At 63.9% G+C, this 15,672-nt stretch carries 11 protein-coding genes; 3 read left to right on the forward strand and 8 right to left on the reverse strand.

Translation table 11 applies throughout. From position 1 onward, the window contains the following. Window positions 1–118: 118 nt before the first annotated feature. The 8 genes from HMPREF0178_RS17865 to HMPREF0178_RS17900 form a co-directional block, all read right to left on the reverse strand. Window positions 119–1,636: a HAMP domain-containing sensor histidine kinase gene (locus HMPREF0178_RS17865; protein ID WP_009368994.1), complete on the reverse strand. Its 1,518-nt coding sequence runs from the start codon at window positions 1,634–1,636 to the stop codon at window positions 119–121. Beyond that, on the reverse strand, window positions 1,627–2,361 hold the full coding sequence (locus HMPREF0178_RS17870) for a response regulator transcription factor (protein WP_009368995.1): 735 nt from the start codon (window positions 2,359–2,361) through the stop codon (window positions 1,627–1,629). The genes HMPREF0178_RS17865 and HMPREF0178_RS17870 overlap by 10 nt, the downstream gene beginning before the upstream one ends. Window positions 2,362–2,623: 262 nt before the next feature. Then, on the reverse strand, window positions 2,624–3,094 hold the full coding sequence (locus tag HMPREF0178_RS17875) for a TlpA disulfide reductase family protein (protein ID WP_009368996.1): 471 nt from the start codon (window positions 3,092–3,094) through the stop codon (window positions 2,624–2,626). 319 nt (window positions 3,095–3,413) lie between these two features. Then, window positions 3,414–4,118, reverse strand: a complete 705-nt coding sequence (locus HMPREF0178_RS17880) for a formate dehydrogenase subunit gamma (RefSeq protein WP_009368997.1) — start codon at window positions 4,116–4,118, stop codon at window positions 3,414–3,416. Next, window positions 4,115–4,837 (reverse strand): 4Fe-4S dicluster domain-containing protein, encoded by a 723-nt coding sequence (locus HMPREF0178_RS17885; RefSeq protein WP_009368998.1) that lies wholly within the window; start codon window positions 4,835–4,837, stop codon window positions 4,115–4,117. The genes HMPREF0178_RS17880 and HMPREF0178_RS17885 overlap by 4 nt, the downstream gene beginning before the upstream one ends. A 59-nt stretch (window positions 4,838–4,896) precedes the next feature. Then, window positions 4,897–7,062: a molybdopterin-dependent oxidoreductase gene (locus tag HMPREF0178_RS17890; RefSeq protein WP_009368999.1), complete on the reverse strand. Its 2,166-nt coding sequence runs from the start codon at window positions 7,060–7,062 to the stop codon at window positions 4,897–4,899. 390 nt (window positions 7,063–7,452) lie between these two features. Continuing rightward, the gene (locus HMPREF0178_RS17895; protein WP_009369000.1) at window positions 7,453–7,776 is read right to left on the reverse strand and encodes a helix-hairpin-helix domain-containing protein; all 324 of its coding nucleotides are present in this window, start codon (window positions 7,774–7,776) and stop codon (window positions 7,453–7,455) included. 442 nt (window positions 7,777–8,218) lie between these two features. Beyond that, window positions 8,219–10,156 carry a sigma-54-dependent Fis family transcriptional regulator gene (locus HMPREF0178_RS17900; protein ID WP_009369001.1) on the reverse strand — a complete coding sequence of 646 codons (1,938 nt, stop codon included), beginning with the start codon at window positions 10,154–10,156 and terminating at the stop codon, window positions 8,219–8,221. A 495-nt stretch (window positions 10,157–10,651) separates the two neighbouring features. Here HMPREF0178_RS17900 and HMPREF0178_RS17905 point away from each other — a divergent pair, with 495 nt between their 5' ends. The 3 genes from HMPREF0178_RS17905 to HMPREF0178_RS22185 form a co-directional block, all read left to right on the forward strand. Further along, the gene (locus HMPREF0178_RS17905) at window positions 10,652–12,589 is read left to right on the forward strand and encodes an FAD-dependent oxidoreductase (protein WP_009369002.1); all 1,938 of its coding nucleotides are present in this window, start codon (window positions 10,652–10,654) and stop codon (window positions 12,587–12,589) included. A gap of 130 nt (window positions 12,590–12,719) precedes the next feature. Beyond that, a complete protein-coding gene (locus HMPREF0178_RS17910; protein ID WP_009369003.1) occupies window positions 12,720–14,672 on the forward strand; it encodes an FAD-dependent oxidoreductase in 1,953 nt (650 codons plus the stop codon). Between the two features lie 223 nt (window positions 14,673–14,895). After that, window positions 14,896–15,672: TRAP transporter large permease subunit (locus HMPREF0178_RS22185; protein ID WP_009369004.1), on the forward strand; the 777-nt coding region annotated here is incomplete at its 3' end.

A 15,672-nucleotide genomic window follows, 5' to 3' on the forward strand; every position in this document is an offset into this window, starting at 1 on the left:
CCCCCCCTTCACCCCCCCTCCTCCTTCAAAGACTTTTGCCCTTACCCAGTCCTTTATCCGGAGCGTTCCAGGAGATGGGGAAACGGAATAGGAAGGGGCAGTGCGGCTGCCGGCACATTTAACCGAACACGGGACCTTTGCTCTTGGGGAAAAACAGGGAAACGCAAAATCCCGACGGTTCGGCGTTGGCGTATTCGAGCCGCCCGCCACATGCTTCCATGCAGTATTTGACGATGGACAGGCCGAGCCCCGAGCCGCCGGGATGCGTCAGGGACGCCTTGCCCCGGTAGAAGGGCTCCAGCAGCAGGGGCAAATCCTGTTCGGGCGCGCCCGGCCCCTTGTCGCGGATCGAAATGCGCACTTCCCCATGCTCCTCGCCCACTTCCACGACGATGGGCCCAGCCTCCCCCGCGTAGATGATGGCGTTGCGCAGCACGTTGCACACCGCCCGGCGCAGGTAGTCCTTGTCCGTCCACAGCCACGCGTCCTTGTCCGCGAAGACGTTGACGTCGGCCTCCGGCGCTTCGCTGCGCACGATGGAGGACAGGAACGGGCACAGGTAGATCCGCTCGTTTTTCGGGGTCCCCAGAGACGCCTTGGCCTGGAGATAGGAAAGCACCTCGTCCGTGAGCACGGACAGCCTGTTGATATCCTGCATGATCCGCTGCACGCGCGCCTTGGGGTTGCCTTCCAGCCGTTCCTCAAGGATGGCGAGGCCGATCTGCGTGCGCGCAAGCGGCGAGTTCAGCTCGTGGGCGATGTGCCGGATGAACTGGCTCTGCCCCGAAATGAGCAGCCCCACCCGCCGCGTCATGGTCATGAACGCATGTCCGAGCCGCCCGATCTCGTCCCGCCGCTCGCCGGAGAACGTCCTTGTGTCGCTCAGCGCCTTGTCGAGGCAGACGAAATTGTCCATCTCCACCCGTTCGGCATAATGAACCATTTTCAACAAGGGCCGGGAAAGGTGGCGCACGAAGGGCCACCACCACAGGCAGGACACCCCGAGCACGGCGAGGATCACCAAGAGGACGCCCCGGAACTCGAAAAACAGCCCGTAGCCGTAAAAGGAATCCGTCTCCAGCGCCAGAAGCACGTAATGGAGCTGATGGTTCTTGTCCGGGATGTACAGCACGCGGCCGTACCAATACCGCGCCGGGGAATGCGTGCGCACGAAGATGGCGGGCGGGATGGGCGGCAGCCCCGCCTCCATGTTCCGCTGCTGGGTGTCGAAGAAGCCGCCGCGCAGGGAGTCCCAAAGCTGCATGTCGGGATCGGGGCACAGGGTAAAGCTGCTTTTGGGGATGTCCATCGCCGCCTGAATGACTTTCTCGGGGATGCAGTCGTCGTACAGCACGCCCGTCTCAAGGCTGCGCAGGTGGAAGCGGAGCGCCTCGCCGCGAGCGTACTGCTTCAGCAGCTTTTGCCATGTGAAGACGGAACGGTATTGCAGGTTCACGCTGACGAGGCGGAACGAGTTTTCGATGTTCGAGCTGAAAAAATGGGCGGGGACAAGGCCGTTGCCCAGCAGCACGTACCAGCCGATCCCGAAGCCGAGCACCGCCAGCAGCACCAGATTGAGCACCAGCCAGAGCGCAATCTTGGAATAGAGGCTGTACGTCATGTTTTTCAGGGCCATGCGTCGCTCTGCTTGATAAACATGTACCCGAGCCCGCGGACCGTTTTCAGGTAGGTGGGGCACCGGGAATTGTCCCCGAGCTTCTTGCGCAGGGACGAGATGTGCACGTCCACGCAGCGGTCGAACTTGTTCCATTCCTTTTCGGCGAACAGGTTGAGCAGATCCTCGCGGGAGAAGATCCGGCCCGCCCCCCTCGCCAGATGGTACAGGAGCTGGAATTCCATGCTGGTCAGGTCCAGCGGCTCGTTGTTCAGCGTGACTTTCAGGGTCTGGGGATTCATGCACAGCCCGTGCATACAGAGCATACCGTCCTGCCTGTCCGAGCCTTCCGGAAGCCCGGCGTTTTCCATGCGCCGCAGGACAACCCGGATGCGGGCGAGCAGTTCCCGCGCGGAGAAGGTTTTCGGCACATAGTCGTCCGCGCCGAGCTCAAGGGTGACGATGCGGTCCGTCTCCTCGTTGTGGGCGGACAGGATGACGACCGGCGCGCGCGTTTCCGTGCGCAGGTGCCGCAGCACCTCAATCCCCGAAATATCCGGCAGCAGCATGTCCAGCAGGATGACGTCGTATTCCTGACGTCTGGCGGCCTCGATCCCCGCCGTCCCCGTGTGCACGGAGGAAACGGCGAACGAGTGCACGTCGAGGTAATCCGTCATCAGCTCGCAAAATTCGCTGTCGTCATCGATGAGCAGCACCTGATGCCCCTTTCCCGCATAACCATCCATGTCCCCGCTCCTTCCGACGTCCAACCGCCGTCCGCTCTTGCCGGGGCCGTCCCCGGATGTCCCCGCGCCGGGAGGCTTGTGCAATCCGGCGCTTTCTCATGTTATAGAGCGTTCCTCCAACGGCTGTCAATTTTTCCGGACGGTTGCCCTCTCAAAAGGGAGCCGGGGACGCGCGGGAACACATTTCTTCCCATCCCGCCGGGAACACGCTCTTTCCTGCGGCGGAGGCCGCCACGCTCGGAAACGCGATGCCTCCCGGCACTCAGCGGCGCACGATCCGCCCCACGTAATGCCCCAGCCGCTTTTCCGAAACGTCGCCCACAAGCTCGCGCTCCACGCTCCCGTCCCGGCGGTACAGGATGGTCGTGGGCACGGGCATTCCCGAGCGGGCTTTGATCAGCTCCGCATCCCCGATCCGTGCCGGATACGGCAACGGGCTCCGGGCAAGGTAGGCCGCAGCCATTCCGGGGTCCCTGTCCAGCGAAACGGCGAGCATACGCAGCTCGCTCTCGGGGTATCCGGCCCGGATCTTTTCCAGCTTTTCCCGGAAATGGCGGCAGGGGACGCACCACGACGCCCAATAGACAAGCACAAGCGGCCTGCCGTCGCCTTCATGGACGATGCGGGCAAGCTCGGATTCGGAAACCGCCGCCAGCGGTTCCCCCGCCCCGGCGGATCGGGGAAGGCAAAACAGCACGGCGAACAGCAGGACGGCGGCGCTCAAACGGTTCATAAGCTCCTCATCAGGAATGGTTCCGGCAACACGCGCCGCCGTTCTCGGGGATCGGCGGGTGGAATGAGAGGGCAACGGGTTTCGCAGCACCGGAGGATTCCCGGACGGTGCGCCCCGCCAGCACGGTTAGTTTCCCGGTTGTACGGCCCCTCAAAGGAAAAACCGTTTCAGGGAACGCCGGGAACAGGGATTCAATCAACACAAACGCCTTTGAAAAGTGAGGAATGTCCGCATCGGCGGGTTTGGGGAGGGAAAAGCATAGTCTCCAGAAGGGTCCCCCTTCCCCAATGCCTCCCTGCCGTTTCAAAAGAAACGGGCCTTATTCCTTTTCCGATTCCGCCAGCTTGCGGAACCACAGCGGGTTGTGGTGCCTGATGTGCTCCAGCGGCACGTATCCGGTGAACATGGACCGCAGCGCCGGGGCCTCTCCGGGTGCGAAGGCCGCCATGTAGATGTGCACGGGCAGGAAAACAGCCATCAGCCCGGCGCAGCAGAAATGCGCGAGCAGGCAGATCTGCAGGAGCCCCTCCGTCCCCGGCCTGCCGGAGGCGAACACGAGGATCAGCCCGGTCAGGGCGAGCCCAAGGCTGCACAGGACGGCGATGATCGCCACGAGCTTCTGCCCGGCGTTGTAAAAGCCTTGCGGGGGAAGTTCGGGATCGAGCCCGAGGCGGCGCATGAGCCGTTCCCCGAGCACCAGCCACAAGCCTTTCCGCAGGCACCACACCAGATCGGAACCGATGTGCAGATCGGTGATTTCCTTCAGGAACGGCAGGGCCTCCGCCCGCGCCCGGACGAGCAGGTAGGCGGCATACAGGATGATCCACGCCATGCCCACGACGACGTGCAGCCTGAGCAGCCCCAGCGCGCCGAACGCCCCGGTCCACAAGGAACTCCACCAGTCCCCCACCGGCTGCATGAGCGGATTCGCCAGCAGGGCGAACCCCGTGAACAGCAGAAGTAGCCAGCAGGCCGCGTTGTACCAATGCATGAAAATGGCGGTGGCCGAATGGCGTCTGATCATGGCCGATCTCCTTTGTCGGACGACTTGCCGGAATCGGAAGGCCAGAACAACTGTTTGACGAACACGCCGATGACCCCGAACAGGGCCAGGCCGCCGAAGGCCTTGACCACGGAGGACAGCGGCCCGATGGCGGCCAGCGCCGGGGGCACATCCTTCCTGCGCGGCCAGTCCGTGGGCGTCGTGCCGTTCAGATAGGCGAGCGTGGGTTTCGCGTCGAAGTCGGGAGGGACCACATACACGTTCCGGTTGCCCGCGAGCGCCCGGGCCACGGGATCGTCCGGGTTGTCCGCATCCCCGAAGACGCGGCAGCGGACGGGGCACACCTGCACGCAGGCCGGAACCTGCCCCGGCGTGGCGCGGCGGCAGTAGTCGCACTTGTCCGCCCTTCCGGTCACCGGATGCTTGTAGCGCGCGCCGTAGGGACAGGCTTCGATGCACCCGCCGCAGCCGATGCAGCGTTCGGGATCGATGCCCACGCTTCCGTCGTCGGCCTTGTAGGTCGCGTGGGTCGGGCACGCCTCCACGCACAAGGGATGGTCGCAGTGCATACACGCGCCGGGCTGATAGGCCGTCCCGAGCAGGGAAAGCTTGTCCGGCGTCTCGCGGACCCAGTTGCGGGAGTGGCCGTACGGCGTGCCGTTACGCTGCTGGCAGGCCAGAACGCAGGCCTTGCAGTTGATACATTTGTTGGCGTCTATCGCCATGATATAACGGGACATCGGATTCTCCACGGGATGCGGCGGTCCCCCCGCCGGTTTTCACGCCGTCATGGACGCCCTCACCCCAGCTTGCGCAGCCGGCAGCCTACGCCGTTGTGCTGGCAGGAAATGCGGTCCCAGTAATTGGGGAGGATGCTGCTGATGTGCTCGCTCCGGTTCTCCGGCAGCGGCGTGGTGGCGTTGCAGTTCGACGGCGTGAAGATGGTTCCGGGCAGGACGTTTTCCGTAATGTCCACCCAGCCTTCGATGCCGCCCACGGACGTCTCCAGCATGACCCGGTCCCCCTGCGCCAGTCCGAGCCCCTGCGCCGTCTCGGAGTGCAGGCAGATGAAACGCCCGTTCGAGAACTGCGCGACGGCCTTGGAAAAGTTGGTCAGCGTCTGCTGCCAGTGCCACAGCTGCTTGCCCTGCGTGAGGACCAGCGGAAAGTCGTCGGAGCGGTCCTTGCCCAGCGGGCTGCCCTTGGGATAGTCCCACTGGGGGAAGCGCCCGAAGAGGGTATCCACCGCCTTCATCTTGCCGGACGGCGTGAGCAGTTTCCCTTCCGCGAACACGCTGCCCGTCCGTTCCTTGTCCTCCAATGAATAGAGGGGCCAGACCAGACCGTCGGGGGATTCCCGCAGGCGTTCTAGGGTCATCCCCTTCCATGAAGGGACAAGCGCCGAGAAGCGGCGGTAGAGATCCTCCGGGTCCTTGAAGTCCGGGTAGCGCCCGGGATCGAGCTTGCGGCCCACATCGCGGTAGAACTGCCATGACGGGGCGCAGGAGCCGGGGGCCTGCACCATCTTCTCGCGCCAGACCACCTGCTGCTCGTTGCCGTAGCCCGACCCCTGGCTTTCCGGGCCGAAGGTGGCGGGCACGAACAGATCCGCCGCTTCGGTCTCCTCGGTCAGGAAGAACCCGCAGTGCACGACGAAGGGCACCTTGTCGATGGCCTTGCGCACGCCCTTGCTGTCTGGATAGCGGCGGTAGCTGGAGTTCAGGAACAGGATGTCCAGCGTCCCCTTTTCCATCGCATTGCGCAGGCGGCGGAAATTCATCTTCGGCGTTTTCGTCTCGCCGAAGAAATGATCGACGAACTCTTCGTCCCCTTCGGGCTTGCCGCTCTGGAAGGTGAGTATGCCCTTCCCTTCCCCGATGAGGTTGTCGCACAGCGCCTGCAACAGGATGATGGCCCGCAGGCCGATGATCCCGTTGGAGTAGCGGGACAGCGAGCCGCCGAGCCAGACCACGGTGCGCGGGCTCTGGGCCAGCGTCCCGTAAAAGGCCGTGATCGCTTCCGGGCTCAGCCCGGTGACGGAGGCGACCTTCTCCACGGTAAAGCTCTCGGTTTCGGCGGCCAGCTCGTCGAATCCCTCGATCTGGAACCTGGCCCGCTCCTCGTCATACGCGCCCGTCTCCAGCATGTACCGGATCGCGCCGATAGCCAGAACGCCGTCCGTGCCCGGCAGGGGGCGCAGCTGCATGTCGGCAAGCAGGCTCGTCCGGGTCCGGCGCGGATCGAGATAGACGATCTTCACGCCCTTTTCGCGGGCCATTTCCAGCCAGCGGCTATACGGGGGATAGAGATCGCAGACGTTGGCCCCCCACAGGACGAGGGTTTTCGTGTTGAGCAGCTCGTCCACCTTGGTGGAGCCGCAGTTCACGCCGATCATCATCCCGAGCATGTTGGAGGCGCTGGACACGCACGATTCGCCCGGAGGCATGGCGTGCACGCTGCCCGCGATGCGCAGGGTCATGAGCGCGGCGATCTCGCTCTCACGGCAGTCCCACAGGGGCATGGTCATGCCGACGCGGTTGGCGGCGGCCTTGCCGTGTTTTTTGATGACCTCGGCCATGCGCTCCGCGACCATGTCCACGGCCTGCGCGTAGGTGACGCGCTCCCACTCGCCGTTTTCCTTGCGCCGCATGGGTTCGGTGATGCGGTAAGGGCTCCCTATCAGCTCGACGATGGACATCCCCTTGGGGCACATGGCCCCGCCGGTCCAGTAATTGTCCTTTTCCCCGGTGAGGCTCAGCACCTTGCCGCCGGACACCCGCGCCCGGTAGGTGCAGCGTACCTGACAGAACGGACAGTACCCTTTCATCTCGGTCACGGGGCCGACGTCCGGGACTCCGGAAAAGCCCATGCCCCGCGCGTCGGGTGCCGCGGCGATTGCCGCGCCGCCAGCCAGCAGGGCCGCGCCCAATTTCAGGAAATGGCGTCTGGAATAGCTGTCAGGCATGGGATGCCCCTCTCGGATAAAAGTGTTCGCGTCGCCGCATGTTCCCTGTCGGCAACATTATGGGCAGGCCTCCGGGAAGCGCCCCGCGCATCGGGCCATGAAGCGTTTCCCCGAAAACGGCCTGAAGAGGCACGCACCGGGCGGGACCCGGCCAGCGGCGGATAGGCCGCCCGCACCGCCGGAGGCCGTGGCATTTCCATAACGTGGTTTCTTCCAAAGATCTGGGGTGGAAAAGGCTGTGAGCAGGGATTCGACGGCACCGAAAGCCTTTGGGAAGGGGGGGCTCCGCGCAGGCAGGTTGGGGGAAGGACAAGAGGGGCACTCGCCCCTTTCTTCAGAAAAGTCCCCCTTCCCCGCCCTCCCTCCATGCCGTTTTACAGATCACCCGCCCTAGCAGTTGCAGTCGCTGGCGATGCCCTGAATGGTGGTGTTCCAACGCAGCTTGTCCATCTGATCCTTGGGGAGTTCCAGTTCGTTGAGATCGTCGTAGCTCTGGAACGAACCGAGCTGATCACGCAGTTCGACGATCTTCTTGGCAACCTCAAGGGAAACCGCGCCGGTCCCGGCCAGCTCCTCGGCGGTGGCGCTGTTCAGCTCGAAACGATTTTCCACTTCCTGCCGGTTGGGATCGGCGCTGAACGCATTGGAAGGCATAACCGCGCAAAACGAAAAGGCGAACAGGGCCGCGCACACAAAGGACATAAGCTTTTTCATGATGAAACTCCGAAGGATTATGAGTCAATGCAAGATGCCTGTTGAAGGGAAGATAGCGTACGAGTGTAAAGCGCGTATGGGTTTTTTGTAAAAAATTGTGAAGAAATTTTTAGGGAGGTGCCTTTTGGGGGACCAGACGCTCTTAAAGGGGAACAGGGCCGGGCACGCGAAAGGGGAATCCGCCGGGCCTTATCCCCTGCGGAACTCCCGCCAGCCCTTGAGCTTTCCCGATGCGGCGCATCAACCTCGCCATCTTCCGATGCGCCATCGCCCGCCTGCGGGATACCCATCCCCGGCCCGGGACGAACGCGATGCTCAAGCGGCGGCGGCAAAACGGAGCGGCAGGAAAACCGGCCCTTGCAGCGTGCCCGGCTGATGTTACCCGCCGGACACGTTACAAGGGCCAATCATGGCGCACAGGCACCGAGGGCGGGAATTGTCTTCAGTCAGGGGAGGGGCCGAGAAGCTCCTCGCGGCTCAGGTTGGATTTTTTTATCTTCAAATACAGGGTACTGCGCGAAATGCCGAGGAGGATCGCGGCCTGCCGCAAATTCCCGTTGGTTTCGCGGATCGCCTTCCGGATGGTTTCGGTTTCCTGCGCCCACAGCCAGCCGTTTTTCCGGCCGGGGCCGGAGACGGCCTCATGCTCAAGCATGGCCGAGGGGAAATCGCACGGCATCAGTTCTTGCCCGCCGCAGACGTTCACGGCGCGCTCGATGGCGTTTTCCAGTTCGCGGACGTTGCCGGGCCACGGGTACCGGTAGAGCAGGTCCCGCGCTTCGGCATTGATGGCCTGCACGTGCTTGCCGAGCGCCGCCGAAAACTTGTGCAGGAAATGATTCGCCAGAAGCTCCACGTCGCCGTGCCGGGCGGCAAGGGGCGGAATGCTCAGGAGAAACGCATTCAGCCGGTAATACAGGTCGTGCCGGAACACATTCTGCCGCACGGCTTCTTCCAGATTGCGGTTTGTCGCGGCGATGACGCGGATATTGATCCGCCGTGCGCTCTTTCCGCCCACGCGGGTGACCTCGCGGTTTTGCAGCAGCCGCAGCAGGCTGACCTGCGCCTCAAGCGGCATTTCCCCTATCTCGTCAAGAAAGACGGTGCCGCCGTCGGCCAGTTCGAATTTGCCGGGTTTTCCCTGGCGGCTCGCACCCGTGAACGCGCCCTCGTCATAGCCGAACAGTTCCGATTGCACGAGATTGCGCGGCAGGGCGCCGCAGTTGACCACGACGAAGGGCTGGTTGGCGCGGCTGCTCGCGTTGTGTATGGCCTGGGCGAACAATTCCTTGCCCGTGCCGGATTCGCCGATGATGAGCGTCGTGATGTCGCTGTGCGCCGCGAGCTTGCCCTGCCGGATCGTCTCCTTGAGCAAGTCCGATTCGCCGATGATCCGATCGAACGTATACGTCGCCTTGGCGCCCAGTGCCCGCGTCGCCAGCTCGCGCATCCGTTTCCCTTCCCGCAGCGTGAAGACCACCCCCTTCTGCGGCGTCGGTGCGGCGGAGATCAGGCATGACGTGGTCCCCTGCGGCAGATCGAGCAGCACTTCCTGATCGTGGAAGCCGACTTGCCGGTTCAGCGCCGTGTGCAGCATGTCGGCGGCGGGGATGATCTGGCTGATGTGGACGGAACCCTGCGGCGAGGGGATGCCCAGAATGGCGCTGGCCTTCTGGCTGATGGATTTCAGGAGCCCTTCGTGGTTCACCACGATCAGCCCTTCGTCCAGCAGTTCCATGATCGCGGCCTGTTCGCTCAGCAGTTCGCGCAGGCAGACCTGCTCGGTGATGGCGTGGGCGGCGGCCTCCACCATGCCGCGTGTATGGTGGTGGAAACTTTCGCGCGAGATGGAAATGTTGAAGACGCCGAGGAGATTGGCCTTGGAATCGAAAATGGGCGCGGCGGAACAATACCAGACATGATCGTGGGCGCAGTAGTGTTCCGCGCCGACCAGCTCCACAGGGGCCGCGCAGTGCAGGCAGGTTCCGATGCCGTTGGTCCCGCAGATGCGCTCGGAAAAAATGAAGCCCGGCATATGGCCGGGAAGGAGATGCCCCCTGTTGCTGTGGACATGCGTATGCAGCACCACGCCCTGGCTGTCCGTCAGGGAAATAACACTGTTCGCGTCCTCCACGGCGGTGAAGAGCTTCGCCATGATGACTTTGGAGCTTTCGATGAATTCGCTGTTCGCGGCGAGCAGTTCGGCAAGGCGCGCGTCATTCACGCGGCCTTCGGGACGCCGGTCATGCCGAACGCCGTAGGCACGGGAACGGACCCACGAGTCGTACACCATCGGCTTGACGATCCGCCGATCAACCTCTTGCCCCGCCATGAAGCGTTGCCATTGGACGAACATGCTGTCCGGCGCCGCGTTTTCCATAGAATTCCCTCTCGGCTCAATCGGAACATCCCGCGCCCGGCGGGCCTTTTCCGCCGGACGGCATCGGCGGTGCGCCCCGTGGCGCCGTTTCAGCCCATCCCGCCGGGGAAAAGCGTAGTCGATTTGTCCGGAGGAGACAAGCCGATGTCCCATGATCGGACATGTCCGATCATTCATGTCCGATTATCCTACAAGACATGGTCTGTTGTCTTTTGGGGCTGTTTTTATAACGCCGTGAAAGAGCACGTTATTTGAGCCAAAAGGCACAAATGGCCGTTTTGGCGCGGTCCTTGCTGTTCTCATGCGCATGGGATGCCCCTTTCCTTGGGGATGGCGCCGCCGGCCCCAAGCCGCCTCCCCCGGGCATCCGTCCCCGGTGAAACACCGAAGCCTTCGTCCTTTTTTCATTTCATACAACGGCGTTGCGGCGTGTCCGGCGCGTACCGTTCGCGTCCGCCGTGCTGACGCACCGACGCCACCTATTCGGGAGACATCATGTCAACATCAGGTCTGTTGAGTCCCATCACGATCAATACGCTGGTTGTCCGCAACCGTGCCGTCATGCCGTCCATGCTGACCAACTTCGCCACCAAGGGCGGCGACGTCACCGAACGATTGATCCACTATTACGCGGAGCGCGCCAAGGGCGGCGTCGGCTTGGTGAGCATCGAAGGAACCGCCGTGGAGCCGCGCGGGACCGCCTTCATCCGGGGCATCAGCGCGGCGGACGACAGCAAGATCAAGGGGCTTTCCAAGCTGGCGAAAGCCATCAAAGCGCACGGCGCGCGGGCTTCGTTGCAGCTCATCCACGGCGGGCGATGCGTCAATCCGGCCATTTCCGGATTCGCCACGCCCATGGTTTCGTATGTGCCGCGCTTCTGCAGCCATGCCGAAAGCGTGGTGCTGGATGTCGAGGATATCGAATACATCATTGACGCCCACGCGCAGGTCGCCCGCCGCGTCCGGGAGGCCGGTTTCGACATGCTGGAGATCCACGGCGCGCACGGCTACCTGATCAGCCAGTTCGTATCCCCGCTGACGAACCATCGGGAGGACGCCTACGGGGGAAGCCTGGAAAACCGCCTGCGTATGCCTCTCGCGGTCATCCGGGCCATCCGCAAGGCGGTTGGCGACGACTTTCCCATCTCTTACCGGCACAATGCCGACGACGGGCTTCCCGGCGGCATGACGCTTGAAGAAACGCTGCAACTCGTCAATCCGCTGGTCGACGCCGGGGTCGACGCGCTCCATATTTCGGCGGGCATCGGCGAAACCAAGCACCTCATCTCTCCGCCCTCCTGTACGCCTGAAGCGTGGCTTTCCGATGCCGCGAGGCAGGTCAAGGAGGCCGTCCGGAACCGCGTTCCGGTCATTTCCGTCGGGCGGTATGTGCATCCGGCCATTGCGGATCAGGTCATCCGCGACGGCAAGGCCGATATGGTCGCTTTCGGGCGCGCCCTCATCGCCGAGCCGGAACTGATCAACAAGTATGCCGAAAACCGTCTGGATTCCGCGAGGGTCTGCCTTGGCTGCAACGAAGGCTGCACCGGGCACACCGGCAAGCTGCTCGACATCACCTGCGCCATCAATCCGCGCGCGGGCTATGAGGGGAAGTACCCTCTGGGCGTCAAGGCGGACAAGGCCCTCAAGGTCGCCGTGGTCGGGGCTGGACCGGCTGGACTGCAGGCGGCGCTGACCGCCGCGCAGCGCGGGCACAGCGTGACGCTGTTCGAGCGCGGCGAAGACATCGGCGGCCTGCTCCACCCCGCGTCGCGGCCCCCGTTCAAGGACAGCCTGATGGAGCTTGTGCGCTACTTCCGCCATGAGCTGGACGCGCTCGGCGTGAACATCCGCTGCGGCGTGACCGTCACGGGCCGGATGCTTCAGGCGCAGGCGTTCGACATGACCCTGCTGGCGACGGGTTCGCGCCCGGTGATCCCGCGCTTCGCCGCCGAGCTGCCCAACATGACCACGGCGGAACACATCCTGCTGGAAGCGATCAAGCCCGGACATCGGGTGCTGATCATCGGGGGCGGCATGATCGGCTGCGAGCTGGCCGACTTCCTCGGCGAGCGCGGGCACGCGGTGACCATCCTCGAAATGCGCCCGGAAGTGGCGCAGGACATGGAATGGCGCGCCCGCCACACCTTGATGCCCCGGCTTGAGCACTACGGCGTCACGCTGCTGACCGGCATGGAAATCATGGAAACCGCCAATACCGGACGGATCCGCATCCGGGACGCCTACGGCGTTGAGGAATGGCTGGAGCCGTTCGACACCACGGCGATCAGCGTCGGCTATCGGCCTGAAAAGATGTTGGCCCGTGAACTGGAGCACATGCGGCTGCCCTACAAGGCCATCGGCGACTGCGTTGCGCCCGGCAAGATTCTGGACGCCATGCATCAGGGATTGGCCGCCGCATACGCGCTGTAAGTCCCGTTTCACGGCGTGATGCCTGCGGAACCGCCGGGACGGGCTCGTCCGCCCCGGCAATCCCCCGGCGCGAACCCCTCGCAGCAGCGCGGGGAACACCGCTCACCCCCTTTTTCCGAGAGCCGCCCCCATGAACTACACTCCATTGTTCCAGCCCATTTCCGTCGGCCCCCTCCGCCTCAAAAACCGGTTCGTCATGGCGCCCATGTCGGTGCACATGACCGAAGACGGTTCCGTCAGCGACGCGGAAATCGCCTATACCGAACGCCGTGCGAGAGGCGGGGTGTCGATGATCATCGTCGGTTCCCTCTGCATCTGGCCGGACGGCAACTTCGGCGGACAGATTTTTATTCATGACGACGCCTGCATCCCCGGCCTTCGCCGGCTCACCGAGGCCGTGCACCGCCACGATTGCCTCATCGCCGCGCAGCTGCACCATGCCGGACGGGAAACCAATGCCCGGACATCCGGTTTTCAGCCCGTCGCGCCGTCCTATTTCGAGCCGGAAACCCATTCCGTATTCAAGGCGGAATACGACGCGCCCCGGGTGCTGGAAACCCGCGAGGTCGAACAGTACGTCGAATATTACGCGCAGGCCGTGCGCCGCGCCAAGGAAGCGGGCTTTGACGCCTGCGAGCTGCACTGCGCGCACGGGTATCTGATCTGCGCGTTCATGTCGCCGCTCACCAATCAGCGGAGCGACCGCTACGGCGGCGGTTTCCATGCCCGGATGCGCTTCGTCACGGAAATCATCGGCCGCGCCCGCCAGCTTGTGGGCGAGGACTACCCCATCACCTGCCGCATCGTCGGGGACGAACTGCGCGAGGGCGGCATCGACATGGAGCTTTCCGTCCGCATCGCACGGTACCTTGAGTCGCTGGGCGTTGCCGCGCTGAGTGTCTCCGCCGGGATGTATCCGTATGTGCGCACGGTATCCAACATGTACCACAAGCACGGCGTGAACCTCTATCTTGCGGAAAACGTCCGCGAAGCCGTGCGGATTCCCGTCATGGCGGCGGGCCAGATCGACAGGCCCGAAATCCAGCTGCACGCGCTGGAAACCGGCAAGGCCGACATCCTGTGCATCGGCAGGACGCTCATTGCCGATCCGGACTATCCCGACAAGCTCAGGGAGGGCCGCCTCGACGACATCATCCATTGCATCGCGTGCAATAAAGGCTGCCACGACCGTTCCGCCGAGGATCGGCAGGTCAAGTGCGCCCTGAATGTCCGCACGGGCCGGGAAACGCTGGACGCCTTCGCCATCCGCCCCGCCCGGGAAGCCCGCCGGATCATGGTAATCGGCGGCGGACCCAGCGGCATGGAGGCCGCCCGGGTTGCGGCGCTGCGCGGGCACCGCGTGGAACTGTGGGACGACAGGCCCCGGCTGGGCGGGCGTCTGCGTCTGGCCGCCGTGCCGCCGCACAAGGCTCGTTACGGTGAGGCCTGCGACTATCTGGAGCGCGAAATCCGCAAGCTGGGCGTGGACATCCATCTGAACGCCGCCGTCACCGAAGCGGAACTGGACGGCCGGAAACCCGACGCGGTCATCCTCGCCACGGGTTCCGTCCCCTTTGTCCCGCCCATTCAGGGGCTGTCCGGCGGCGGGGCCGTACTGGTCGACGACGTTCTGGAGGGCAGAGCCCCGGTCGGTCGCCGCGTCGGCATCATCGGCGGCGGGGCCATCGGTGCGGAAACCGCGCACCTGCTCGTCGAGGAAGAGGACAGGGAGGTGTACCTCATCGAAATGCGGGACGGCATCGCCGTTGATTTGCCGCAGGACGCACGCATCTGCCTGCTTCACGCCTTCGGGCAGACCCCGTCCCTGCACCAGATCACCAATGCGAAAGTAACCGCTGTGACGCCGGAAAGCATCACGCTCGAGCGTCAGGGGCAGACCGAAGTCGTGGACCGGCTGGACACCATCATCCTCGCCGTGGGCGCGCGCGCCAATCAGGGGCTGAGGCCCGCTCTCGAGGCGCGGGGCATCCCGTTCCTCGTGAGCGGCGACGCGACCGGCCCCAAAGATTACGTCAAGGCCATCTACGAAGGATTCGTCGCGGGAAACACCATTGCCGAGTAGTCCGCCGTTCCCGGAAAAGACGTTTCCGCCATGCCTCTAGGGATGCCCCATCCGGAATGCGGCGAAGGGGCACGCGGCATCCCCGGATCCCCAGGGGCGGAGCGTTGCGGCACTGGCATCCGTTGAAGGGGGATGCTCCCCCCGAGTTGAAGAAACACCCTGTTCTCCGCACCGGCACCATGCTGTTTGAAAAGAATCTCACTTCAGATCGCACGAGGGAACCATGATTTCACGAGACTCACTGAAGGGCATTACCAGCGTTATCGCTGTCGGTCTGGCCATCTTCCAGATCTATTTTACCGCCGGGTTCGGGATCATCGACTCCCAGTTGCTGCGCACCATCCATCTGGGGATCGTGCTCGCTCTGGTCTTCCTCTACTTCCCCCCAAAAAAGCTTCAGGAAGGCGAGCGGGAACACCCCGGCTGGCTGGCACTGGATCTGGTCCTGATCTGCGGGGCCTTCGCCACCGCGTATTTCCTCGCCTCCGACATCGACTACTACATGGAACGCATCCGGTATGTGGACCCCGTGTCGGACGCGGAAACCGTCTGTGCGACCGCCGCCGTCCTGCTCGTGCTGGAAGCGACGCGCCGGGTGGCGGGGCTGCCGCTGGTCATCGTGGCGAGCGCGTTCCTTGCCTACGGCCTTGGCGGGCAGTATCTGCCCGGCATCCTCCGGCACGACGGCGTCACCTACAAAATGCTCTGCGAACAGCTGTATCTCGTGACCGAAGGGCTGTACGGCATTCCGCTGGCGGTGTCCTCCACCATGATCTTCGCCTTCGTCATGTTCGGGTGCTTCCTCCAGCGGGCGGGATTGGGGCAGGTCTTTCTGGATCTCGCCTGCGTGCTGACCCGGCGCTCCAAGGGCGGGCCCGCCAAGGTTTCGATTTTCGCTTCCGCGCTGTTCGGCTCCATTTCCGGGAGCGCGGTCGCCAACGTGTACAGCACCGGGATGTTCACCATCCCGCTCATGAAGCGCGTGGGCTACACGCCTTCG

Origin of the sequence: Bilophila sp. 4_1_30 (assembly GCF_000224655.1) — a bacterium.
Lineage (GTDB): Bacteria > Desulfobacterota > Desulfovibrionia > Desulfovibrionales > Desulfovibrionaceae > Bilophila > Bilophila wadsworthia.

Excerpts from the sequence above, each read along its gene's own strand:
- HMPREF0178_RS17865 (WP_009368994.1), bottom strand. The coding sequence starts at position 1,636 with ATGGCCCTGAAAAACATGACGTACAGCCTCTATTCCAAGATTGCGCTC.
- HMPREF0178_RS17910 (WP_009369003.1), top strand. The coding sequence starts at position 12,720 with ATGAACTACACTCCATTGTTCCAGCCCATTTCCGTCGGCCCCCTCCGC.
- HMPREF0178_RS17875 (WP_009368996.1), bottom strand. The coding sequence starts at position 3,094 with ATGAACCGTTTGAGCGCCGCCGTCCTGCTGTTCGCCGTGCTGTTTTGC.
- HMPREF0178_RS17905 (WP_009369002.1), top strand. The coding sequence starts at position 10,652 with ATGTCAACATCAGGTCTGTTGAGTCCCATCACGATCAATACGCTGGTT.
- HMPREF0178_RS17890 (WP_009368999.1), bottom strand. The coding sequence starts at position 7,062 with ATGCCTGACAGCTATTCCAGACGCCATTTCCTGAAATTGGGCGCGGCC.
- HMPREF0178_RS17900 (WP_009369001.1), bottom strand. The coding sequence starts at position 10,156 with ATGGAAAACGCGGCGCCGGACAGCATGTTCGTCCAATGGCAACGCTTC.
- HMPREF0178_RS17895 (WP_009369000.1), bottom strand. The coding sequence starts at position 7,776 with ATGAAAAAGCTTATGTCCTTTGTGTGCGCGGCCCTGTTCGCCTTTTCG.
- HMPREF0178_RS17885 (WP_009368998.1), bottom strand. The coding sequence starts at position 4,837 with ATGTCCCGTTATATCATGGCGATAGACGCCAACAAATGTATCAACTGC.
- HMPREF0178_RS17880 (WP_009368997.1), bottom strand. The coding sequence starts at position 4,118 with ATGATCAGACGCCATTCGGCCACCGCCATTTTCATGCATTGGTACAAC.
- HMPREF0178_RS17870 (WP_009368995.1), bottom strand. The coding sequence starts at position 2,361 with ATGGATGGTTATGCGGGAAAGGGGCATCAGGTGCTGCTCATCGATGAC.